We start from the raw sequence: 21,302 nt of genomic DNA, 5'->3' as shown, positions 1-21,302 counted from the left end.
GACCCGCGGCATCGGGGGCAGGCGTCGCACGACGTCTGCTCCCGGCACGCCGTGCCATCCCACAGGAGTGTCCATGTCCCCAACCGACCTTCCCGGCCCGACCCCGCCGCGACTGCGCCCCTTCAGGGGCGTGCGCTACGACGAGGGGCGCGCCGGAGATCTCTCCGCGCTCGTGGCTCCGCCGCACGACGACCTCGACCCGGTGCACGCCCGGGCCCAGCGCGTCCGCCCGCACCACATCGCGCGCCTGCTGTACGCGCACGATCCGCAGGCCGCCGCCGGGCAGCTGCGGCGCTGGCTGCGGCGCGGCGTGCTGCGCCGCGAGGAACGGCCCGCGCTCTACGTGTACGAGCAGCGGCGCGGTGCGCGGATCCTCCAGCGGGGCGTCATCGGCGACCTGCCGCTGGCCCGCCCCGACGGCGGCGGCGAGCGCCCGCTGCCGCACGAGGGCGTGTCCGCGCACGTCGTGCGGCAGCGCGCCGCCCACATGGCGGGGCTGCGCGCCCAACTGGAGCCGCTGCTCCTGGCGTACCAGGGGACAGGGTCGACGGCCGCGCAGGTCACGCACCACATCACCCGGCGGCCGCCCGTGGGCGTCGCCCGCGTCGGCGAGCTCACCCACTCCGTGTGGGCGTGCCACGACGACACCGAGATCGCCCTGCTGACCAGCGGTCTCGGCACGGGCCCTGTGCTCATCGCGGACGGCCACCACCGCCACGCCGCGTGTCTGCGCCTGGGTGCCGAGCAGGACGGCGCCTGGTCCGGGAGCCTGGCGCTGCTCGTCGACACGGTCGCCCACCCGCCCCGGCTCTCCGCGATCCACCGGGTCGTCCCCGGCCTTGAGCCGGACAAGGCGGCGTCGGCCGCCGCGGAGGTCGCCCGGGTGCGGCCGCTGCCGGACGGGCCGCGCCCGCCCGCGCCAGGCGAAGTGGTCCTCGTAGGGGCGCGGCGGGCCTGGACGGTCACCGAACCCGACCCCGGCGCGCTGCGCGAGGCGCTCGGCGGCCATCCGGGGCAGTGGGCCGCGCTGCCGTCCGCCGTCGCCGACCACCTGCTGCTGGCCACGGCCTGCTCGGTGCCGGAACTGCCCGGGGCCGTACGCCATCACCACGACGCGGACCGGGCGGTGGCGGCCGTGGCGGCGGTCGGCGGCGGCACCGCGCTGCTGCTGCCCGCGATCACCGAGGCGGAGGTCCGCGCCCTGGCCGGGGCCGGTGTGCTGCTGCCTCGCAAGACCACGTCGTTCGGGCCGAAACCCGTGGTGGGCCTGGTGCTGCGGGTCCTCGGCCTGTCGTAGCCGCGAGGCCACCGCCCGCACGCCGAGCCGTCCGTGGCACAGCCCGTACGCGGACGTCACGCCTCCAGCACACCAGCCGGGCACGCTGATCGCATGACGACGACTTCCAAGGCTCCGCCCCGCGCCGTGCCGTGGCGGCGTCGGCCACTGATCCTCGCGGCGACGCTGATGTGCGCCGGGACGGCGGGCCTGACCTTCGCCTATCCGGGTGGCGCGCTCGTGACCCGGCTGTACGAGGGCGGGCAGAACGCGCGGGCGCGGGTGGTCGCGGTGACCGTCGACAGCGGGGGCCGCACGACCGGCGTGACGGTCGATTTCCACGACCGTCACGCCGAGCCGGTCACGTCCGAACTGGCCACCGCGCCCCCGCTGCCCGAGGTCAGCGAGGGCGACTCCCTCAAGGTCTGGTACGACGTGAAGAAGCCGTCGGACGTGCTGAGCGGTCCACAGATGCGGCGCCTGGCCCCCGAGTGGAACGCGTGGGGGACCGGCGGCACCGCGCTGCTCGTCGCCGGGGTGCTCGTCGCGGCATCCACGCTGCGGCCGACACGGGTCAGGGACGCGGCATGAGGGACGGTCACATCCCCTGCCAGGAACCGCCCGTGCTGGGCGCCGCCCTGAACCGCGGGGCGAGGCCCGGCCGCGCCGGGCACGGTCAGGCCTCGCCCCGCGTGCGGGTGCCCGGGGTCAGCCCGCGTCCACCAGCATCGGGCTCGCGGCCGGGGCCCGGAACGTGACGCTGCCCGCGTAGTACGCCTCGACCCGTGCCTGCTCGGCGGCGTTGGGCACCGCGTTCTTGCAGGAGACACCGCCGGTCGAGCCCGACATCAACTGCGAGCACGGTCCGGGCTTGGTGTCGGGAAGGCCCAGGTTGTGGCCGATCTCATGGGCGGCGATACGCGTCTTGTCGTAGCCCTGGGTGACGGCCTGCTGGCCGAGTTCGACGCGTGCCTGACCGCCAGGACGGACCGGGCCGAGGCTGGCCTGGGGCCAGCCGCTGGTGGCCACGATCTGGATTTCCGCCCGGGTGCCGGGCGCGGCCTTGACCAGTTTGACGTTGTCGACGTTGCCGTTCCAGGAGGCGACGCCTGCCGCGATCGCCGACTCCCAGCCGCGGGCCCGGCTGTCGTCGTAGCGGAGCGTCACCGCGGCTGATGCCTTCTTCGTCGTGGGGGAGTCCGGCGCGGCGGCGGCGTGCGCCGCCGGGAGCGCCGTGAGGACGACCGCTGCCGCCGTGCCGGCCAGGCCAAGGCGTATGGAGTGCCGCATTGCTGTCCCTTCGATCGTGGGGGCCCGGTGCCGTCGGGAACCGGGTGTGGGGGTGTGGACAGGCTGTGCGCGGTGCCGATGGCAAGGGGTGGGCCGGCGGCGGACGCCGTCGAGGTGTTACCTGTTCGAGGGGGGCCGGACGTGCGCCGCTCCCTTCCACGCCACCGAACTTCGTGCGAGACGGTACAGCGCGGAGCGGGCGCAACAGCAGCCCCAGGGCAGGGAAATTTTCGCAGAGCGGCCACCCGCGTCCGGGCAACGGACGGGGAAAGGGGCATTTAAGGGGGCACTTCAGGGCAACGAGTCGCTGCCTCGACCCGTCGGCTCAACCACTCCCGGCCGCACGGGCCCTGACGGATGCTCAGCCAACGGCGTCAGGCCTGGTACCGCTCCAGGACCGTCTCCACGCTGTCCGCGTCCGCCGCCCGCTTGTCCTCGCGGTAGCGCACCACCCGCGCGAACCGCAGGGTCACGCCCGCCGGATAGCGCGTGGACTTCTGGAGGCCGTCATAGGCGATCTCCACGACGAGCTCGGGACGCACCCTCACCACGAACCCGTCGTCACTGACGGCGAGTTCCTGGAGCCGCCCGGTCTGCCAGGCGAGCATCGCGTCCGTCATGCCCTTGAACGTCTTGCCGAGCATCGCGTACGTCCCGTCGGCGCGGCGGGCGCCCAGGTGCAGGTTGGAGAGCTTGCCCGTGCGCCGCCCGTGGCCCCACTCGGCGGCAAGGACCACCAGGTCCAGCGTGTGCACCGGCTTGACCTTCAGCCAGGAGGCGCCGCGGCGGCCCGCGCTGTAGGGGGCGTCGAGCCCTTTGAGGACGACGCCCTCGTGGCCGCGTGCCAGCGTTTCCGCGAAGAACGCGTCGGCGGCGCGGCGCGCCTCCTCGTCGCCGGGGTCGTCGACCGTCAGGCGGCGCACCCGCGTGGGCTCGGGCACCAGGCGCGCCAGCACGGCGTGCCGCTCGCGCAGCGGCAGGTCGAGCAGGTCATCGCCGTCCACGGACAGCGCGTCGAAGAACACGGCGGACAGGGGGAGTTCGGCCGCCGCGGCAGCTACGTCGACGCGGGAGCCGACGCGTCCGGCGATCTCCTGGAAGGCGCGGGGCCGCCCCGCGCCGTCGAGGGCGATGACCTCGCCGTCCAGGATGAACCGCGAGCCCGGCAGCTCCCGCGCGGTGGCGGTGAGTTCGGGGAGACGGTCCGTGATGTCGTCGAGGGTGCGGGTGTAGACGCGTACGACGTCACCGTCGCGGTGCACCTGCACGCGGATGCCGTCCAGCTTCTCCTCGACCGCGCAGGGCCCGAGCTTGTCGAGCCCTGCGCCGACGCTGGCCGCGCCGTGCGCGAGCATCGGCTGCACCGGGCGGCCCACGGTGAGGCGGAAGCCGTCAAGCGCGTCAGGGCCGCGCTCAAGGAGGGCCCGCGCGACCGGTGCGAGCGCGCCCGCCAGCATCACCGCCCGCCGTACGTCCGCCGCCGGGGCGCCGGTGGCCCGCGCGAGCCCCTCCACGGCCACCGCGTCAAGGGCGCCCTGGCGCAGCTCCCCGGTCAGGAGCCCGAACAGCAGCCGCTGCTCGTCCGCGGTGGCGGCGCCGAGCAACTCCTGGACCAGGCGCCTGCGTTCGGCCTGCGCGCCCGCTCCCGCCACCGCGGCGAGCGCGGTGAACGCGGCGTCCACGTCCCGCACGGCGAGCGTCGGCTCGGCCGCCGGGGAGACGGGGTCCTTCAGGGCGTTCCACCCCACCCCGAGCCGCCCCTGCGGCAGCCGCCCGGCGAGATACGGGATCACCAGGGGCACGTCGTCGGGTCCGGCGGCCCGGAAAAGATCGGCGAGCAGCTCGACCTTCCGCGACCGCGCCGAGGTCGCGGCCACCCCCTTGGACACCTCCGCGACCCGGGCGAACAACATGCGGCCATCCTGCAACGCGGGGACCGATCCCGCACCGTGGGCGGCGCCACCGGCTGTACCGGGCGCGCCTGTCGCACGGGCCGGTCACAGGGGGGAACGCCCGGCGGAGGCGTCAGCCGGAGACGACGCCTCGGACGACCCCCAGGTCCACCAAGTCCTCCGGGCGCACCCGCAGTTCGTCGGCGAGGGCAGGGGCGTCCGCGCGGGGGCGCTTCAAGATGGCGGCCGCGGCCTCCGGGGCGATCACCGAGAAGTAGCTGTCCGGCGTGGCCCAGGTGCGGCCCGGGGCGGCGAGCGCGAGGGCGCCGCCGGAGCCGCCCTCGCCGATGACCAGGCTCGTGACGGGGACCCGCGCGGCGGCCACGGCCCCGAAGACGTCCGCGATCGCGGCGCCCGCCCCGGCGCGCTCGGCCTCGGCGTCGTTCGCGGCGCCCGGCGTGTCGATCAGCGTCAGGACGGGCACGCCGAGGCGGTCGGCGAGCCGGATGAGCCGGGCGGCGGTGCGGTATCCGGCGGGGCGCGTGGCGGTCCCGCACTGGGCCGCGTACGCGACCGACCGTCCTTCGCGCAGGCCGAAGCCGCACAGCAGGCCTGAATCCGTGCCCCCGCAGCGGTCCCCGCTGATCGGCTCGCGCGCCTCGAAGCAGGCGTCGAGGTACGCCTCGGCGCGGGGGCGTCGCGGCTCCCGGGCCCGGCGCACCGCCTCCCAGCCGGTGGCGGACGCCGCCGTGCCCCCGAGCGCGCGCGGCGGCGCGACGGGCCCTTCGGCGGGCGACCCGAGCAGCCGCAGCCAGCGGCCGAGCCGCGTGCGCAGCTCCCCCGGGGGTACGACCGCGTCGACCGCGCCCGCCGCCAGCTGGCCCTCCGCGGTGTACGCCGCCGGGTCCGCGTCCGGCGGCCGCACCCGCGAGCCCGCGAAGCCCACCTGCGCGCCCGGCAGCGCGAGCACCACGTCGGCGCCCGCTCCCAGAGTGGCCCAGCCGCCGCCGGTGGTCGGGTCCCGGACCACGGCGATCTGCGGGAGGCCCGCCGCGCGGTGGAGCGCCGCCTTGGCCGCCACGCGGTGCAGCTGGCCCAGCGCGCGCATGCCCTCCTGCATCCGGCTGCCGCCGGTCGCGACGAGGGACACCAGGGGCAGACGGTGCGCGCGAGCCGCCGCGTACGCCGCTTCCAGGCGGTCCCCGGTCCGCTCGCCGAGCGAACCGCCCAGATAGCCGAACTCGAACGCCACCAGGACGGCACGGCGGCCGTCGACGACCGCCGTGCCGCACACCACGGACTCCGTCTCACCGGTGCGCCGCCGCGCGGCGGCCCGCGCCTCGTCGTACCCGTGCCAGCCGAGCGGCCCGTCGGCCCGCTCCCGCCCCGGAGGCTCCGGGAACTCGCTGAAGTCGTCGGTGACGGTGGCGATGGCCTCGCGCGCGGACACCCGGCCCGTGGCACGCACCGGATCATGGGGTGCGTCTGCATCCCGATCGTGGGGTGCGTCCGGATCATGCGGTGCAGGAGAAGAGCTCACGGGTCGTACTCCTACCCGCTCTCCGCCCGTCCCGTCGAGGCCGTCCGGTCCAGGCCGCCCTGCCCAGGCCGCGCCGCCGGGACGCGCTAGCCGCGGTGGCAGATCCAGATGGGTCCGGCCCAGTGGTCACAGGTCGGACCGGTGGGCGTCGGGTCCACGGGGGTGGGCGTCGGCGTCGGCTCTGGGGGGAGGGTGGGGTCTACCGGGGGTGGCGTGGGGGTGGGCGTGGGGTCGATGGGTGTGGGGGTTGGGGGAAGGGTGGGGGTCGGCGTGGGTGTGGGTGTGGGTGTCGGTGTCGGGGGGAGCGTGGGTGTGGGTGTCGGTGTCGGTGTCGGCGGGAGCGTGGGAGTCGGTACGGGTGTGGGGGTAGGCGGCAGCGTCGGCACCGGCGGCGGGGTCGGCGTCGGTGTCGGTGTCGGGGCGGGCGGAGCGGGCGGGTCCGGCAGGGGCGCGGGCGCCGGTGGCTCCGGTGGGCGCGGTGCCTCGGGCGGCTGCGCGGCGGGGGGCTGGGGTGGCGCGGGAGGCTCCTGCGCGTCCGGTGCTGCGGGCGCTGCTGGCGCTGCGGGTGCCGAGGGAGCCTCGGGCTGCTGGGGTCGCGCCGCCACCCCGGGCCGCGGCTCCGGCGCGGGCGCCTGCCCAGGCGCGTCCGCCTCCCCGGCCGAGTCCGTCTCACCAACCGAGTCCGCCTCGTCCCCTTGCCGTGGCGCGTCCACCGCCCGGGAGGCCACGCCGCTCTCCGCCGTCGTGGCGCGGGCCGGAGCGGTCGTGTCGCCCAGGCCGCCGAGGACGAGGCCCGCGGCCACCGCGGCCCCGGCGACCGTGGTGCCCACGGCGCCGACCACGGCCGCGGGCACCTTGCCGCCCGCGGTGAGGGCGTGCCGCACGCCGTGCAGCAGACCGCCCGACCCCGGCGTACCCGATCCGGCCGCGCCGGACGCCACGGCCGCCCCCGCGCCCGCCCCGGCCGCGAGCGGCACGAGGAACTTGCCCGCGCCGCCGAGCACGAACAGCAGCAGGGCGGGCCCGACGAGTGCGGGAAGGCGGTGGTTGGCGCGGGTCAGCAGGGCGAGCCGGGCTCGGCAGTCGTCACAGCCGTCGAGGTGCGCGAGCAGCGTCTCGGACTGCCGTGGCGAGGCCTCGCCACGGACGTGGGCGGGCATCCGGTCCCAGTGGGTCTCGCACCGGGGGTTGAGAGGGGTGCCGGGGTGCGCGCGCAGGAACGCCTGGCGCAGGCCTTCGCGGGCGCGATGCAGCAGGACGGCCGTGGCGCCGCGCCCGGCGCCGATGCCCCGGCCGACCGCCTCCAGCGGCTGGCCCTCGGCCTCGGCGAGCCACAGCGCCTTCACCCAGCGCTCGGGCAGCTGGCCGAGCACGCGCGTGAGCAGGTCGACGGACGAGACGCGGTCCGCGGGGTCGCCCGCGCCGTCGGCGGTGACGCCGACGGCCTCCGCAGCCCCGGCGGACCGAGGGTCGAGCGGGGTCTCCTTCGCGGCCGCCTGGCCCACCGACACCGCGAGGTGGCGCACGGTGGTCGTCAGATAGGCCGGGACGTTCTCGATCTCGTGCCCGGCGGCGAGCCGCCGCCAGACGCGGAAGTGCGCCTCGGCGACCAGGTCGTCGGCGATCCAGGCGTCGCCGGTCAGCGACCGCGCGTACGCGACGAGCCGGGGGTGCTCGGCCTCGTAGACGCGTGCGTAGGCGGCGGTGGCGGGCCCGGACGCGTCGGTGGGAACGTCCGGAGGGACGTCGGAGGGGACGTCAGGCATGACAGGACACTCCTGTCCCACTGCGAGGGTGTGGGGGTGTGGAGGGTGTGGGGTGAGTTCGAAACTCTAGGTGAGAAATGTCGGACATATCAGGGGGGAGTGGCGTAGGTCACACCGGCCACTTCGTTCGCTTCCGTAATCAGGGCGCCCGTGAGCGGGTCGTAGAGGTAGGAACCGGCAGAAGTGGAGTTCGACCATGGCCGTCACGCTTGAGCAGTCCGCCCGTGCTCGTCTGATCACCCCAGAGGGGCGCGAGCGCCCGATCCCGGTGACCCTGCGCTACACGGCCTCCGACCCGTTCGCGGTGCAGGTGACCTTCCCGCCCGAGGTGTCCCTGGATGGCGCCGAGGTGACCTGGGTCTTCGCTCGTCAGCTGCTGGAGCAGGGCCTGAGCGCCCCGGCGGGCACCGGGGACGTGCACATCTGGCCGTGCGGCCGCGCGCGCACGGTCCTGGAGTTCCATGCGCCGCACGGCCTCGCCGTGGTGCAGTTCGACCGGGCCGCGCTGCGGCGCTTCCTGGCGCGGTCGTACGCCGTCGTCGGCGCGGACGGCGAGGCGGCGGAGCTCGACCTGGACCGAGGCCTGACGCGGCTCCTCGGTGGGGTGTAGAGGGCTCCGATCTACGCAGAAGTAGGTTAGGCTCACCTAACTCGATCATAGGTCCGTGGCGTCGTGCCGCAGACGTCTCAGGGGAGGAGAGCGGAGTGGGTCACGGCTGGGAAGGCGTCGTCCTCAAGCTGATGCGGGGCAAGGACTTCCGGTTCACGGTGACCGGCGCGGAGGACGTCACCGAGGACTACCGGCGCGTCCACGTCACCGACGGCGGCATGCTCGCGCGGACCGGGGTGCACCCCACGATGTGGGTGCGCCTGTGGTTCGACGACGCGGGCAAGCCGCACCAGCGCGCCTACACCCTCGTCGACCCCGACGCCGACGCGGGCACCTTCAGCCTGGAGTTCGCGCTCCACGACGGCCCCGCCAGCGAGTGGGCGCGCAAGGCCCAGGCGGGCGACACCATCGACGCGACCGTGCAGGGCACCGGCTTCGAGACGCCCCAGCCCGCGCCGTCGCGCCTGCTCGTGATGGGCGACCCGGCGTCGCTGCCCGCCGTGAACTCCCTCCTCGACGCCATGCCGGGCATCCCCGCGACCCTCTGGTTCGAGACGCAGCACGCCTCGGACCGCGAACTGCCGCTGCGCGTCGACCCGGAGCTGCACGAGGTCCACTGGATCGAGCGCGGCGCCCAGGACGGTGGCCTCGTCGAGCAGGCCAAGGCCGGTCTCGCCGCGGCGGTCGACGACGCGTCGGGCGCCTCGGACGTCTACGCGTGGATCACCTGCGACACCACGACGACCCGCGCCCTGACCGCGTACGTGCGCAAGGAACTCGCCCTGCCCAAGAGCCGCGTGCACGCCCTCGGCTACTGGCGGCCCGGGCGCGGCTGACACCACGGCCGAAGGCGCGGCGCGCCCCGGCGGCGCGCTGCGACGGGGTGCTCAGGCGGGGCGCTGAGACGGCGGGTGCTCAGGCGGGGCGCTCAGCCGGTGCCGGAGGGCCGCTCGGCCAGCTCCACCGCCACGCGCCCGCCCGAGCCCAGCGCCCGCACGCCCGCGTCGGCGACGGCCGCCGCCGCGTACCCGTCCCACGCGTCCGGCCCCGAGAGGCGCCCCGCCCGCACGTCCCGCACCCACGCCGACACCTCGCGGTCGTAGGCGTCGGCGAAGCGCTCCAGATAGTCCTCCGGGATCTCCCGCCGCGCGCCGCCCCGGGACCGGACGGTCAAGCCGTGGTCCTCGCCGACGCGGGCGGCGCCGCGCTCGCACACCGCCTCGCACGTCACCTCGTAGCCGAAGCCGCAGTTCACGAACACCTCCACGTCGACCAGCGCGCCGCCGTCCGTCTCGAAGAGCACCAGCTGCGGATCGAGCAGCCCGGCGGGCGCCCCCGACGACGGCCGGGGCCTGAGCACCGTCACCGCCGTGATCTCCTGCCCGAGCAGCCAGCGCGCCGCGTCGATCTCGTGGGACACCGAACTGCCGATGAGCATCGCGGAGGTGAAGCCCGGGGGAGAGGACATGTTGCGGTGCCGGCAGTGCAGCATCAGCGCCCGGCCCAGGTCACCGGAGTCGAGCAGCGCCTTCAGCCGCCGGTACTCGGCGTCGTGGCGGCGCATGAACCCCACCTGGACGAGCCGCCGCCCGGCCCGCGCCTCCGCCCCGACGACGCGCAGGGCCGCCTCGGGGTCCGGCGCGAGCGGCTTCTCGCACAGCACCGGCAGGCCGCGCGCGACGGCGGCGAGCAGCACCTCCTCGTGCGTGTCGTCCGGCGATGCCACCAAGGCCGCCCCGACGCCGGACTCGTGGAGCGCGGCCAGGGGTTCGGTGCGCACCCGGACGCCGTCGAGACCGGCCACGGCCTCCTCGGCCCGCGCCTTGTCCGGGTCCGCGACCGCCACCACGCGCGCCCCGGCCGTCCGCGCCAGGCGCCGCACATGGTCGGCGCCCATGCGGCCCGCGCCGAGCACGGCCACCCCCACCGGCTCGCTCACTCCACGAACTCCCCTCCCACGCCCGCCCGTCGGGCCACCGTAGCCGCTCGCCGCCGCAGGATCACCAGGCACCCGGTGGCCAGGACCGCCCCGCCCGCCCCGACCAGCAGGAGCGCGGGCCAGTCGGAGTCGTCGTCCCCCTCAGGGGAGGTCACGAACGCGGGTGCCGCCGCGGCGGCGTGCCGGGCGCCGTGCTGCGCGGCACGGGGCTTCGCGGGCAGCAGCGAACCCACCGGGCGCACCCGGCTGGCCGCGGCGAACCCCCAGTCGAGCAGCCGCCTCGCCTCCTCGTACACGGCGTAGCCCCCGTTGCGCGGGTTCATCACCGTCACCACGAGGGTGCGCGCGCCCCGGTGCGCGGCGGCGATGAGGGTGTTCCCGGCGCGGCTCGTGTAGCCGTTCTTGACGCCGATCAGGCCCGGGTAGGGGGCGACGCCGCCCGCGCCGGTGAGCAGCCGGTTGGTGTTCTGGATCGGGTACGACCAGCCGCCCGCGGGGAAGGAGGCGACCGCCGTCGAGCAGTAGCGCGCGAACTGCGGGTCCGCGAGCCCGGCCCTGCCGAACACCGCCAGGTCGTACGCCGAGGACACCTGCCCCGGGGCGTCGTAGCCGTCGGGCGAGACCACCCATGTGTCGCGGGCGCCGAGCTCGCGCGCCTTGGCCCGCATCTGCGACACCGTGCGGTGCATGCCGCCGTTCATCGCGGCGAGCACGTGCACCGCGTCATTGCCGGAGCTCAGGAACACGCCGCGCCACAGATCCGCCACCCGGTAGCTGCGGCCCGCGGCGACCCCCACCAGGCTGCTGCCGCCGCCGACCCGGGCCAGTTCGGCCTCGGTGACCGTGTGCCGCGTGCCGGGGTGCAGCCGGGGCAGCGCCGTGAGCGCGAACAGCGACTTGAGGGTGGACGCCGGGGGCAGCCTGCGGTGCGCGTCGCGCGCGGCGAGGACCTCCCCGGTCCTGGCGTCGGCCACCACCCACGACAGGGCGGAGATCCCACCGGGCAGGCGCGGGGCGGCCGCGCCGGGCCGCACCTGGGTGCCGGACCGCTGGAGCAGGGTCTGGGAGTACGCGGGCTGCTGGTCGGGAGGCGTCGGCTCGGCGCCCGCGGCCGGGCCCGCCAGGCAGACCAGGACCCCGGTCAGGAGGGCCGTCGTACGGGTGCGAGCGCTGCGCGGAAGAAACCTGATGGCCATTCAGCCACCGTAGGAGCGGGCTCCGGGGCGCGCAGATCGGCTTGGCCCGCCCGGGGTGCCGCCGCGTTCCAGCTCCGCCACTCGGGCGGATCGCACCGCCCGCGCGAGTACGGCGAGGGCCAGGGTCGCGCACACGGCGTTGCTGAGCAGATCGGCCGTCAGGGAGCCGCCGCCCTCCGGGCGCACGGGGAAGGCGGCCCACACGTACGTCAGCAGCGCGCCGCCCGCCAGGGCGCACACGTGCCGCGCGCCCCAGCCCTCCTGCCGCGACCACCGCCCGACCGCGTACACCCCCGCGACGGCGACCGCGCACCACACCACCACGCCAGGCCACTCGAACCAGTCGTCGGTGAGCAGCACCGCGGGCCCCCAGTACAGGCTCGTGGCCGCCAGGGCCGCACCGCCCACGCGCCAGGGCGCGGGCGCGGTTCCGGACACGCGCGGCCGCGGCCGGCGGCGGCGCGTCGCGAGCACGGCCAGGGCGGCGATGGCGGCGCCGCACAGGGCCAGTTGGGCGGGCGAGGCGAGGAAGTGCTCCTCGGTGTAGTTGCCCCAGAAGACCAGGGCCGCGCCGAGCGCGTACACCACCCCGGTGACGGCGTAGCCCCTGCGGCCGAGCCAGGGCGTGGTGCGCCGCGCGGGCACGCACGCCTCGACGAGGGCGATCGGCACGCAGACGCTCCACACCGTGTGCAGCGCGAGCACCGCCTGCACCAGCTCCACGCTGGTGCCGAGCGCGGGCACGTACGACGGGCCGTGGAGCAGGTCCTGCCCCGCGTACGAGTCGTTCCACAGCAACTGGTCGACGGGGCCCTCCTCCGTGAGGGCGTACGCGGCCGCGAGCAGCCCGATGGCCGGCCAGCCGCCGCCCGTGCGCCGGGCCGTCTCGCGCACCAGCAGGGCCCCGCACCCGTACAGCGGCGCGAGCACGACGCCGAGCCCGAGCTGGGAGACCGTGAGGTTGCCGAGCAGGAACTCGCCGACGAAGGGGGCGAGCAGGAAGAGGGCGAGGACGGGCCGTCCGTCGCCGCTCGTGCGCGAGGGAGCCATGATCCGACGGTAGGCGGGCGGGCCCCCGCGCCACGGCGGCCGGAAGTCGAGGGCGCGCTGACCAAAGTCGCGTGCGGGCCCGGGGTATCCAGCCCGTCCGGCGTTTGAGGACGAGGCCGAAGGCCGATTGGCTGTGAGCGGGGGAACGGGGGAACGGGGGCAGCCGCACCCGGAGCGGGAAGGGGTGCCCGCGCGCGGAGCGCGCTCATGGACACAGCGGGGCGCCCCGCGAGGACCCAGGCGGTAGCCACCCCGCGGCGAGGCCCGTTGTCCGACTCCGGTGCGGGCCCCCGACCGTCGTGGGACTCGGGCGACGTCACCGGTCGCCCCGGCGGTCAGTCCGCCGGGTCGCCCGACCCCGTGGCGCAGGAGACGAGGTGGTCGACGACGTCGACGGGGTTGCCGCGCCGCCGGAAGGCGGCCCGCTGGCGCTCGGCGCCGTCGCCCGTGGCCTGGAGGCGGGCCCAGGCGGCGCTCACCGCGGCCAGGTCGCCGTGGCCCTCAAGGGCGGGCCGCGCCCGGGCCAGGAGGCGGGCGACCTGGCTGGCCGCGGGCGCGAGGCGCCGCGTGGACAGGTCGATGCCCGCACCGCTCAGACCGTCGCGCGCGGCACGCCAGCAGGCGGCGCCGAGCAGCTCGGGCTGGGGCCGCTCCGGGGGCAGCCCGGCGGCGATGTCCCCGAGCGCGGTGCTGGCCAGGGCCCTGATGACGCCCGCGAGGAGCACGGTGTCGGCGACCGTGGAAGCCGCGTCCGCCACCCGGACCTCCACCGTGGGCACATGGTGCGAGGGCCTGATGCCCCAGTACACGCCGCCCCGGTCCAGGAGGGTGCCGGTGGTGATCAGATCGCCGACGAGGTCCTCGAAGTGGCTCTGCGACTCGAAGTACGGCGGGGGCCCCGAGACCGGCCACCGCTCCCAGATGACGGTGCGCCAGCTGGCGTATCCGGTGTCGTGCCCGAACCAGTAGGGCGAGTTCGCCCCCATGGCCACGAGCGCCGGGAGCCAGGGCCGCAGATGGTTGCTGACCCGCAGGGCGGTGGCCAGGTCCGGCACGCCGACGTGGATGTGGCAGGCGCAGGTGCTCTGTTCGTAGTCCAGGGCGCGGAACCGCGCGAGGCTCTTCGTGTAGCGCGACCCGTTGGTGAAGGGCGGCGGCACCGGATGCCCGAGGACCGGTGTGCCGCTGGAGATGACCTGGAGGCCCTGCCGCGCGGCCGCGCGCACGATGCTGCCCCGCGTCGAGCGGAGCTGGTGCGCAAGCGCGGCCAGGTCGGTGTGCGGGTCGGTCCGGCCCTCGACCTGATAGCGCGTGATCTCCGTGGAGACCCGGTCTCCGAGCTCGGCGGTGGATTCGGCCACCACCTTGTCCGCGTGCGGGCTCAGCTCCCGGGAGACCGGATCGACCAGCAGGAACTCCTCCTCGACGCCCACCGTGACGGGCGCGGCCCCGTGGCCGGTGTCGCTGGACGCGTCCCGTGCCGCCGACGGCGGCTCGACTTCGTTGGCCGGCTCCCCGAAGTTGCCCATGGTTACTACGTTGACACGCCAAGACGCATTCGGATCGCATGCGATGTCGCCAAATGCCGCGCCCGATATCCGGTCATCGCGGCCCGATGAGAGGGCGCGCTGGCGGCGGGCCACGCTCGGCGCCGGTCACCGGCGTGTGCCGACTCCCGTGGCGTCCCGGTCCGCGGCCCCTGGCACCGCGGCCCCCGGCAGCGCGGGCTCGCGCAGTGGGCGCAGCAGGAGCCAGCCGAGGGCGGGCAGCACGATCAGCGGCGCCAGGGCCGTGCGCAGCGACGTGGCGTCGGCGAGGGCGCCGATGAGCGGGCTCGCGAGGCCGCCGACGCTGACGGTCAGACCCAGGGTCACGCCGCTCGCGGTGCCCACGCGGCTCGGCAGATAGTCCTGACCGAGCGTCACGTGCAGCGAGAACGGTACGTACAGACCGGCCGACGTCAGCGCCACGAAGACGTAGAGCGCCGGTCCTGGGACGAGGACGACACCGGCGACGGCGAGCACGGAGAGCGCGTACGACCACCGCACGACCACGACGCGGCTGTACCGGGTCGCGAGCCGGCCGCCGACCACCGTGCCCGCGGCGCCGCCCACGTACAGGACGAACAGGGCGGCCGTACCGGCGACTTCGCCGCCGCCGACGCGCTCGCGCACGTACAGCGAGATGAAGGCGCTCAGGCCGACGAAGACGATCGAGCGGCACACGATCGCACCGGACAGGCGCAGGAAGGACCCCCAGTCGTCGCCGCCGGACTCCTTGGCGGCGCGGGCGGCCGCGGCCGTCGCCGCGAGGGGCTCCCGCACCCCGCGCAGCGCCGCCGCGCACAGCGCCGCGCCCGCGAGGGCGGGCACCACCAGGAGCGGCGACGCCCGCAGGCCGCCCGTGGCGATGACGGCGGCGACGAGCAGCGGAGCCGTGGCGAAGCCGATGTTGCCGCCCAGCGAGAACCAGCCCATCGCGGTGTGGCTGCCGCGGCTCGCGACCCGCGCGACCCGGGCGGCCTCGGGATGGTAGGCGGCGACGCCGATCCCGGAGACGGCGACCACCGCGAGCGTCACGGCGTACGAGCCGAAGACGCCGCTGAGCGCCACCCCCGCCCCGCCGACCAGCGTGCTCACCGGCAGCAGCCACGGCATCGGCCAGCGGTCGGTGAGCGCCCCGAACAGCGGCTGCACGACCGACGAGAGCAGCGAGGCGGCGAGCACGATGCCCGAGGCCGCGGCGTAGCTGTAGGCGCGCTCGGCCACGAAGTACGGCACCAGGGCGGCGACGGCGCCCTGATAGACGTCGACGCAGGTGTGCCCGAGGGACATCAGGGTCAGAGGTCTGTTGCGTGAAGGCGTAGACACGTGTCGATCGTCGCCAGCGCACACCGTGTCGGGCTTCCGATAAAGTGCCAATGTTTACGGGAAACCCGCCAGGTGCGGGAGCGTGATGCGCGGGGCCGCGCCCTGTGCCCCCGCCGTCCCCGCCGCACGCCCGCCCCCACCGGAGGCCGTCGGACCCATGCCGGAACCCATCCGCCACACCCCTGTCGCCCCGACCCATGTCCGGTTCCTCGCCGCCGGGGAGCGCATCGACGCGCACCGGCACGACGACCACCAGATCGCCTACGCGGGCTCGGGGGTGGTGGCGGTCACCACCGAGGCCGGTACGTGGTGCGCGCCGGGCACCCGCGCGATCTGGGTGCCCGCGGGCACCGTCCACTCCCACCGGGCGCACGGCCCCCTGGCGATGTACTTCGTCGGGCTGCCCGCCGACGACAACCCGCTCGGCCTGGAGGCGCCGACCGTCCTCACGGTCAGCCCGCTGCTGCGCGAGCTGATCATGGAGTACGCGCGCGTGCCCGACGATTCCAGCGCCGAGCGCCGCCGCCTGCGCGCCGTCCTGCGCGACCAGCTGCGGGCGTCCCCGCAGCAGCCCGTGCACCTGCCCACGCCGACCGACCCGCGCCTCGCGGCCGTCTGCGCGCTCGTCCACGACCACCCCGGCGACCCCCGCACCCTGGCCGAGCTCGGCGCCGCGACCGGCGCGGGCGAGCGCACCCTCAGCCGCCTGTTCCGCGCCGAACTGGGCATGACCTTCCCGCAGTGGCGCACGCAGTCGCGGCTCTACCACGCCCTGCGCATGCTCGCCGACGGCGCGTCCGTGACGGCGGTCGCGCACCGCTGCGGCTGGTCGTCGACGAGCGCGTTCATCGATGTCTTCCGGCGCTCGTTCGGCTACACCCCGGGCACCCACCGCAGACGCCCGTAGGATGCGGTCATGCCAGCTCCGGACCCCTCGCCCCGCGCCGCCGCCAGCGATCCGGAGCTGGGCTTCCCGCCCCCCGGCAGGGTCCTGCACCGGCTGCGCACCCAGGCGGGCATGTCCCTGCGCCAGGTGGCGGCGGAGTGCGGGCTCTCGGTGTCCTTCCTCGCCGCCCTGGAGCGCGGCGAGACCGACATCGCCCTGGAGCGGCTCGGCCGCCTCGCCAAGGTCTTCGGCCACGACGTCGGCTCGTTCCTCGGCTTCTCGCGCGGCCCGGCGACGCCCTCGCTGTACCCGAGGGAGGAGCAGGAGGTGCTGCGGCGCGCCCCGGGCGTCGTCTACCGCGTCCTGCGCGCGCCGGAGCTCGGCTACCAGGTCGTCACCGGCGACTTCGACCCGCACAGCGGCCTCACCGAGGACCTCCAGCACGAGGGCACCGACCTGGTGATGGTCACCCGGGGCACCCTCGTGGCCCGCTACAACGGCGTCGACCACGCGCTGCGGGCCGGAGACCGCATCCAGTGGGCGGCGGGCCACCCGCACACGTTCCGCAACGACAGCGACGAACCCGCGCAGATGGTGGTCGTGCTGTTCTCCAGCCTGTACTGAGACCCGGCCGCCCAGGGGCGTCAGCCGCGCGCGGCCGGCTCCTCGCGCCACAGCCGCGCCGACAGGTGGTGCCGCAAGGACTGCCCGACCGCCGCGAGGTCGTGGACGAACGTGAGGGTGCCGTCGTCGGCGAGGGTGTAGCGGCGGCGGGTCGCCGTGACCTCCTTGGCGGTGGGCGTGAGGGCGACCTCGTGGGTCGCGAGGTCGACCGCGTCCCCGGCCGCCCGCCCGACCATGACCTCCGCGATGCCGGTGGGCTGGGTGATCAGCGCCTCCACCTCGCCGTCGGGCCGCAGCCGCCACCAGCCGCTCTCGCGGGCCGCCGGGCGCACCGGCGCGCCGTCGGCGCCGAGCAGCCAGGCCCGCGCCTGGTACTGCAGGAACGGGCGGCCGTCGTGGCTGAAGGTGACCTCCTGCGCGTACGTGAAGTCCTCGGCGAGCGTCGGGTACGTGCCCTCGCCACCGCCGGTCCAGGTGCCGAGCAGCCCGAGCACGGGCGTGAGGAGCTCGTGCGGGGCGGGTGCCTCGTCGGGGCGCAGGGCGTCGGGGAAGGGGTGGCGCGGTGCGGGGTCGGACACGGTGTGCGCTCCTGGGGTCGGGGCGGTGGGGCTCGGGCTGCCGTCGCCGCCGGAGGAAGCCTAGGGCGCGTACCGCGCAGGAGCGTGAGGGGGCGCGGCACACTCGACGTGAGCGATATTTAGCTCTACCGTGCTCTTTATCGCACACGATGGTGTGCGCGACGCATGGGGAGGATGACGTGGTTCCGGAACTTGTCAGGACCTGGGCGGCGGGCTGGGCGGTGTCGCGGCGGACGCCGCGGCCGGTGGAGTGGCCGTGGGGTGTCTACATCGAGGTGGGCGGGGCCGGTCAGGTGGGCCGCCATGTGCTGCCGGACGCCACCGCGGCCGCCGTGCGCGCGGCCGCGGCGGCGAGCGTGCCGGGCACCTGGCTCAAGGTGCCCGAGGAGCCGGAGGGTGTGAGGGCGTGGCTGCCCGCGGGGTGGGTGGTGGACGAGGAGGAGTCCGGCCACCTGATGGCCGCGGACCTCAGGGCGTCGGGCGCCGCCGCGCCCGACGGCTACCGCACGTCCGTGGCGACGCGGGACGGCGTCACCTATGTGCGAGTGTCCGACGGCGCGGGCGCGCCCGCCGCTCAGGGGCAGATGGCCGTCCTCGGCCGGGCCGCGGTCATGGACCGGGTGGTGACCGAGGAGGCCCACCGCCGCCGAGGGCTCGGCAGCCATGTGATGCGCGCGCTCGCGAACGAGGCCCTCGCGCTCGGCGCGGCACTCGGTGTCCTGGGCGCGACACCTGACGGCCGGGCCCTGTACGAGACGCTGGGCTGGACGTGGCGGGCACCCTTGGCGGCGTGCGTCCACCGGCCGTGACCTGGGGGGCGTCCGGGTTCGGCCGACGGGCCCCGCGGCGGAAATGTGCCCAGGTCAACCACCCATAGGCCGGCGAATTGTGCTACGGTCTTGGAGTTGCAGTTGTGGTACCCATGAACCTATGTGCGCCTGACGGGAATGTTTTCTCCTGCAGGCGCATTAGTTGTTTTCCCGGCATCTCCGGATGGGGCCTCTGCCTACCAGAAGGAGAACGTCATGGCACAGGGAACCGTGAAGTGGTTCAACGCCGAAAAGGGTTTCGGCTTCATTCAGCAGGACGGCGGCGGCCCCGACGTCTTCGCCCACTACTCGAACATCGCGACCCAGGGCTTCCGTGAGCTCCAGGAGGGCCAGCGGGTCTCCTTCGACGTCACGCAGGGCCAGAAGGGCCCGCAGGCGGAGAACATCGTCCCCGCCTAATCGCCGGACGCGTATCCACTCAGCCGGGGTCCGCACTGTCATGGTGCGGACCCCGGTTTGTGCTGTTTCCAGGAAGGCAATTCACCGCATGTCCCGCAGGCCCCAGAAGTCGAACCGGCGCGTCGCGCCTCGTCGGCAGTCCGCGCCCTCGTCGCCGGGCGAGTTCCGGCTGCCGGAAAGCACCACACCCGCGCTTCCCGCCGTCGATGACTTCGCCGGTCTGGACATGCCCGCGGCGCTGCTGAAGACCCTCACCGCACAGGGTGTGACCACTCCTTTCCCCATTCAGGCCGCCACGCTGCCCAACTCGCTCGCGGGCCGCGACCTCCTTGGCCGGGGCCGCACCGGCTCCGGCAAGACCCTCGCGTTCGGCCTCGCGCTCCTGGCCCGCACGGCCGGCCTTCGCGCCGAGCCCAAGTCGCCCCTCGCGCTCGTCCTGGTGCCGACGCGTGAGCTCGCGCAGCAGGTGACGGACGCGCTGACGCCGTACGCGACCGCGGTGAACCTCCGCCTCGCCACCGTCGTCGGCGGCCTCTCCCTCACCAAGCAGGCCGCGACGCTGCGGCGCGGCGTCGAGGTGCTCGTGGCGACTCCGGGCCGCCTCAACGACCTCGTGGAGCGCGGCGACTGCCTGCTGGGATCCGTGCACATCACCGTGCTCGACGAAGCCGACCAGATGACCGACATGGGCTTCCTGCCGCAGATCACCAAGGTGATCGAGCAGGTGCGGCCCGACGGGCAGCGCATGCTCTTCTCGGCGACCCTGGACCGCAACATCGACCGCCTCGTGCAGCGGTTCCTGACCGACCCCGTGGTGCACTCCGTGGACCCGTCCGCGGGAGCGGTGACCACCATGGAGCACCACGTGCTCCACATCCAGGACGAGACCGACAAGAAGGCCGTCACCACGCGCATCGCGGCCCGCGACGGCCGGGTCATCCTCTTCCTCGACACCAAGCGGGCCGCCGACCGCCTCGCCAAGCGGCTCCTCGCCGTCGGCGTCCGCGCCGCGGCCCTGCACGGCGGGCGCTCCCAGCCCCAGCGGAACCGCACCCTGGAGCAGTTCAAGAGCGGCCACGTCACCGCGCTGGTGGCGACGAACGTCGCCGCCCGAGGCATACACGTCGACGACCTCGACCTCGTCGTGAACGTGGATCCCCCCACCGACCACAAGGACTACCTCCACCGGGGCGGCCGCACGGCCCGCGCCGGTGGCTCCGGCAGCGTGGTCACGCTGGTGCTGCCCGAGCAGAAGCGGGACATGACCCGCCTCATGTCGGACGCGGGCATCCGGCCCCGGACGGCCCGCGTCACGTCGAACGACGCGGAGCTGGCCGACATCACCGGCGCCCGCGAGCCCTCGGGCGTCGCCGTCACCATCGAGGTCCCCCAGCCCACGCAGCCGAAGGCCTCCCGCCCTGACCGCAAGCCCGGCTCCGGGACGGGCCAGCGGTCAGGGCGCCGACGCCGCGGCGGCGGTGGCGCCGGCGCGGCTGGTGCCACCGGAGGGACCGGCAGGGCCGCTGGCGGCGCGAACGGTTCGGGCGCGGGCGCGGAGGGCCGGGGCTCGGGCCGCCGGACCTCGGCCGGAGCGACGACCGCCGCCGGTGCCGCCAAGGCCACCCGGGGCTCGGGACGCCGCAGGTCCGCCGAGGGCGGCGCCGGTGGCGGTGCTGCCGGTGGTGGCGCCGGGGGCGGTGCCAGCCGCCGGGGCGGCCGGAGCCGCAGGTCCGCGACCTGAGGACCTCGGGCCTTCGCGGTAGCTCGGGCCTCAGCGGGCCTTAGCGGGCCTCAGCAGTAGGCAGGACGACCTACCTGCGTGGTAAACGGAACGACCCATGGGGGCCTTGGCGAGAAGCCAGGGCCCCCTTTGGTGTGAGCCCGGGGCAGTCTCCAGGCATGCCGCGCCGGGAGCGGCGGGGAGGGGCGTACGGCACCCGGCGTGCGGCCCGTCCGGCACGTGGCTCAGATTCCCCTACGTCTTCTTCGCGCCGGTCCCGGACGGGGCTGCGGGGCGCACGCGGTGGTGAGACCCTCGGGGCAGGCAGCACAAGTGCGGGCTGTCCAGGGGGATGTGATGCGGAGCAGACGACGCGTCCGGTGCGTGGGGGCGATGGGGGTCGCCGCGGTTCTCGTGGCCGGCGGCGCCTCGGGCTGCGGCGGGAGCGGATCGGCTCCGCCCGGCCCGCACGACGGCTCGGACCGCCCGGCGTCGTCGCGGGGCGCCCCACCGCCCGGCGGCCCCGGCGCGGACCAACCGGGCGGGGGCCCTGCCGGGGGCGGCGAAGGCGGGGACGCCATCCCACCGGCGTCCGAGCCTCCCGCCGACGGCGACCGGCGCGGCGACGGCGACGGCGGCCCCGGCGTGTACCCCAGCGGGGACACCGGCGGCGACAGCGGCGAGTCCCCCACCGTGACGACGGACATCACCACGCCCGCGCCGCCCCCGTGCGAAGACCCCGCGAGCGCCCCCGCCTCCTGCGCGCCACCCGTGCCGCAGACCCCGCCCCCGGACTCCGCCGCCGTGCCGCCCGCGACGGGCGACGGCTCCTGACG

General features: G+C 75.6%; 20 protein-coding genes. 10 read left to right on the top strand and 10 right to left on the bottom strand.

The window, feature by feature from the left end:
• The first annotated feature begins 73 nt into the window (after nucleotides 1–73).
• Nucleotides 74–1,297 (top strand): DUF1015 family protein, encoded by a 1,224-nt coding sequence (locus AC07A4_RS13755; RefSeq protein ID WP_478597231.1) that lies wholly within the window; start codon nucleotides 74–76, stop codon nucleotides 1,295–1,297.
• 93 nt (nucleotides 1,298–1,390) lie between these two features.
• Entirely contained in the window at nucleotides 1,391–1,867 is a 477-nt protein-coding gene (locus AC07A4_RS13750; protein ID WP_478597228.1) for a DUF3592 domain-containing protein, read from the top strand.
• 117 nt (nucleotides 1,868–1,984) lie between these two features.
• On the opposite strand, the gene AC07A4_RS13745 is transcribed toward AC07A4_RS13750, so the two are convergent.
• The 4 genes from AC07A4_RS13745 to AC07A4_RS13730 all read right to left on the bottom strand — a co-directional run bounded on the left by AC07A4_RS13745 (nucleotide 1,985) and on the right by AC07A4_RS13730 (nucleotide 7,764).
• Entirely contained in the window at nucleotides 1,985–2,566 is a 582-nt protein-coding gene (locus AC07A4_RS13745; RefSeq protein ID WP_478597225.1) for a snapalysin family zinc-dependent metalloprotease, read from the bottom strand.
• A 374-nt stretch (nucleotides 2,567–2,940) separates the two neighbouring features.
• Complete coding sequence (locus AC07A4_RS13740; protein ID WP_478597222.1) at nucleotides 2,941–4,479, bottom strand: ATP-dependent DNA ligase; 1,539 nt, start codon at nucleotides 4,477–4,479, stop codon at nucleotides 2,941–2,943.
• Nucleotides 4,480–4,591: 112 nt separating this feature from the next.
• A complete protein-coding gene (locus tag AC07A4_RS13735) occupies nucleotides 4,592–5,926 on the bottom strand; it encodes a carboxyl transferase domain-containing protein (RefSeq protein ID WP_478597219.1) in 1,335 nt (444 codons plus the stop codon).
• Nucleotides 5,927–6,084: 158 nt separating this feature from the next.
• Complete coding sequence (locus AC07A4_RS13730) at nucleotides 6,085–7,764, bottom strand: sigma factor (protein WP_478597216.1); 1,680 nt, start codon at nucleotides 7,762–7,764, stop codon at nucleotides 6,085–6,087.
• Nucleotides 7,765–7,960: 196 nt separating this feature from the next.
• On the opposite strand from AC07A4_RS13730, the gene ssgD reads away from it, so the two are divergent.
• Together ssgD and AC07A4_RS13720 are read left to right on the top strand one after the other, a co-directional pair.
• Nucleotides 7,961–8,374 (top strand): spore wall synthesis regulator SsgD, encoded by a 414-nt coding sequence (gene ssgD / locus AC07A4_RS13725; RefSeq protein WP_478597213.1) that lies wholly within the window; start codon nucleotides 7,961–7,963, stop codon nucleotides 8,372–8,374.
• Nucleotides 8,375–8,469: 95 nt separating this feature from the next.
• Nucleotides 8,470–9,210: a siderophore-interacting protein gene (locus AC07A4_RS13720; RefSeq protein ID WP_478597211.1), complete on the top strand. Its 741-nt coding sequence runs from the start codon at nucleotides 8,470–8,472 to the stop codon at nucleotides 9,208–9,210.
• Nucleotides 9,211–9,302: 92 nt separating this feature from the next.
• On the opposite strand, the gene AC07A4_RS13715 is transcribed toward AC07A4_RS13720, so the two are convergent.
• The 5 genes from AC07A4_RS13715 to AC07A4_RS13695 all read right to left on the bottom strand — a co-directional run bounded on the left by AC07A4_RS13715 (nucleotide 9,303) and on the right by AC07A4_RS13695 (nucleotide 15,393).
• Nucleotides 9,303–10,313, bottom strand: coding sequence for a Gfo/Idh/MocA family oxidoreductase (locus AC07A4_RS13715; protein ID WP_478597208.1), 1,011 nt, complete (start codon nucleotides 10,311–10,313; stop codon nucleotides 9,303–9,305).
• Complete coding sequence (locus AC07A4_RS13710) at nucleotides 10,310–11,509, bottom strand: D-alanyl-D-alanine carboxypeptidase family protein (protein WP_478597205.1); 1,200 nt, start codon at nucleotides 11,507–11,509, stop codon at nucleotides 10,310–10,312. The genes AC07A4_RS13715 and AC07A4_RS13710 overlap by 4 nt, the downstream gene beginning before the upstream one ends.
• Nucleotides 11,510–12,559, bottom strand: coding sequence for a DUF998 domain-containing protein (locus tag AC07A4_RS13705; protein ID WP_478597202.1), 1,050 nt, complete (start codon nucleotides 12,557–12,559; stop codon nucleotides 11,510–11,512).
• 335 nt (nucleotides 12,560–12,894) lie between these two features.
• On the bottom strand, nucleotides 12,895–14,088 hold the full coding sequence (locus AC07A4_RS13700) for a carboxylate-amine ligase (RefSeq protein ID WP_478597199.1): 1,194 nt from the start codon (nucleotides 14,086–14,088) through the stop codon (nucleotides 12,895–12,897).
• Nucleotides 14,089–14,214: 126 nt separating this feature from the next.
• On the bottom strand, nucleotides 14,215–15,393 hold the full coding sequence (locus tag AC07A4_RS13695; protein ID WP_478597520.1) for an MFS transporter: 1,179 nt from the start codon (nucleotides 15,391–15,393) through the stop codon (nucleotides 14,215–14,217).
• A gap of 193 nt (nucleotides 15,394–15,586) precedes the next feature.
• On the opposite strand from AC07A4_RS13695, the gene AC07A4_RS13690 reads away from it, so the two are divergent.
• Entirely contained in the window at nucleotides 15,587–16,336 is a 750-nt protein-coding gene (locus AC07A4_RS13690) for an AraC family transcriptional regulator (RefSeq protein ID WP_478597196.1), read from the top strand.
• Between the two features lie 9 nt (nucleotides 16,337–16,345).
• Entirely contained in the window at nucleotides 16,346–16,939 is a 594-nt protein-coding gene (locus AC07A4_RS13685; RefSeq protein ID WP_478597193.1) for a cupin domain-containing protein, read from the top strand.
• 20 nt (nucleotides 16,940–16,959) lie between these two features.
• On the opposite strand, the gene AC07A4_RS13680 is transcribed toward AC07A4_RS13685, so the two are convergent.
• Nucleotides 16,960–17,517 (bottom strand): nitrobindin family protein, encoded by a 558-nt coding sequence (locus AC07A4_RS13680; protein ID WP_478597191.1) that lies wholly within the window; start codon nucleotides 17,515–17,517, stop codon nucleotides 16,960–16,962.
• A gap of 179 nt (nucleotides 17,518–17,696) precedes the next feature.
• Between AC07A4_RS13680 and AC07A4_RS13675 the strand changes: the two genes are divergently transcribed.
• The 4 genes from AC07A4_RS13675 (at nucleotide 17,697) to AC07A4_RS13660 (ending at nucleotide 21,300) form a co-directional block, all read left to right on the top strand.
• On the top strand, nucleotides 17,697–18,326 hold the full coding sequence (locus AC07A4_RS13675) for a GNAT family N-acetyltransferase (protein WP_478597187.1): 630 nt from the start codon (nucleotides 17,697–17,699) through the stop codon (nucleotides 18,324–18,326).
• 216 nt (nucleotides 18,327–18,542) lie between these two features.
• Complete coding sequence (locus tag AC07A4_RS13670) at nucleotides 18,543–18,746, top strand: cold-shock protein (RefSeq protein ID WP_023544341.1); 204 nt, start codon at nucleotides 18,543–18,545, stop codon at nucleotides 18,744–18,746.
• Nucleotides 18,747–18,834: 88 nt separating this feature from the next.
• On the top strand, nucleotides 18,835–20,487 hold the full coding sequence (locus AC07A4_RS13665; protein WP_478597183.1) for a DEAD/DEAH box helicase: 1,653 nt from the start codon (nucleotides 18,835–18,837) through the stop codon (nucleotides 20,485–20,487).
• 336 nt (nucleotides 20,488–20,823) lie between these two features.
• Nucleotides 20,824–21,300 carry a hypothetical protein gene (locus AC07A4_RS13660; RefSeq protein WP_478597180.1) on the top strand — a complete coding sequence of 159 codons (477 nt, stop codon included), beginning with the start codon at nucleotides 20,824–20,826 and terminating at the stop codon, nucleotides 21,298–21,300.
• Nucleotides 21,301–21,302 lie beyond the last annotated feature (2 nt).

The sequence above is a fragment of the Streptomyces sp. NPDC043996 genome (genome assembly GCF_056435225.1).
This window is presented reverse-complemented; position numbering and strand designations above follow the sequence as displayed.

Bases quoted from the DNA above. Each gene is read 5' to 3' on its own strand.
- AC07A4_RS13750 (WP_478597228.1), top strand. From the start codon at position 1,391: ATGACGACGACTTCCAAGGCTCCGCCCCGCGCCGTGCCGTGGCGGCGT.
- AC07A4_RS13740 (WP_478597222.1), bottom strand. From the start codon at position 4,479: ATGTTGTTCGCCCGGGTCGCGGAGGTGTCCAAGGGGGTGGCCGCGACC.
- AC07A4_RS13660 (WP_478597180.1), top strand. From the start codon at position 20,824: ATGCGGAGCAGACGACGCGTCCGGTGCGTGGGGGCGATGGGGGTCGCC.
- AC07A4_RS13695 (WP_478597520.1), bottom strand. From the start codon at position 15,393: ATGTCCCTCGGGCACACCTGCGTCGACGTCTATCAGGGCGCCGTCGCC.
- AC07A4_RS13705 (WP_478597202.1), bottom strand. From the start codon at position 12,559: ATGGCTCCCTCGCGCACGAGCGGCGACGGACGGCCCGTCCTCGCCCTC.
- AC07A4_RS13700 (WP_478597199.1), bottom strand. From the start codon at position 14,088: ATGGGCAACTTCGGGGAGCCGGCCAACGAAGTCGAGCCGCCGTCGGCG.
- AC07A4_RS13730 (WP_478597216.1), bottom strand. From the start codon at position 7,764: ATGCCTGACGTCCCCTCCGACGTCCCTCCGGACGTTCCCACCGACGCG.
- AC07A4_RS13665 (WP_478597183.1), top strand. From the start codon at position 18,835: ATGTCCCGCAGGCCCCAGAAGTCGAACCGGCGCGTCGCGCCTCGTCGG.
- ssgD (WP_478597213.1), top strand. From the start codon at position 7,961: ATGGCCGTCACGCTTGAGCAGTCCGCCCGTGCTCGTCTGATCACCCCA.
- AC07A4_RS13745 (WP_478597225.1), bottom strand. From the start codon at position 2,566: ATGCGGCACTCCATACGCCTTGGCCTGGCCGGCACGGCGGCAGCGGTC.
- AC07A4_RS13685 (WP_478597193.1), top strand. From the start codon at position 16,346: ATGCCAGCTCCGGACCCCTCGCCCCGCGCCGCCGCCAGCGATCCGGAG.
- AC07A4_RS13710 (WP_478597205.1), bottom strand. From the start codon at position 11,509: ATGGCCATCAGGTTTCTTCCGCGCAGCGCTCGCACCCGTACGACGGCC.
- AC07A4_RS13690 (WP_478597196.1), top strand. From the start codon at position 15,587: ATGCCGGAACCCATCCGCCACACCCCTGTCGCCCCGACCCATGTCCGG.
- AC07A4_RS13670 (WP_023544341.1), top strand. From the start codon at position 18,543: ATGGCACAGGGAACCGTGAAGTGGTTCAACGCCGAAAAGGGTTTCGGC.
- AC07A4_RS13755 (WP_478597231.1), top strand. From the start codon at position 74: ATGTCCCCAACCGACCTTCCCGGCCCGACCCCGCCGCGACTGCGCCCC.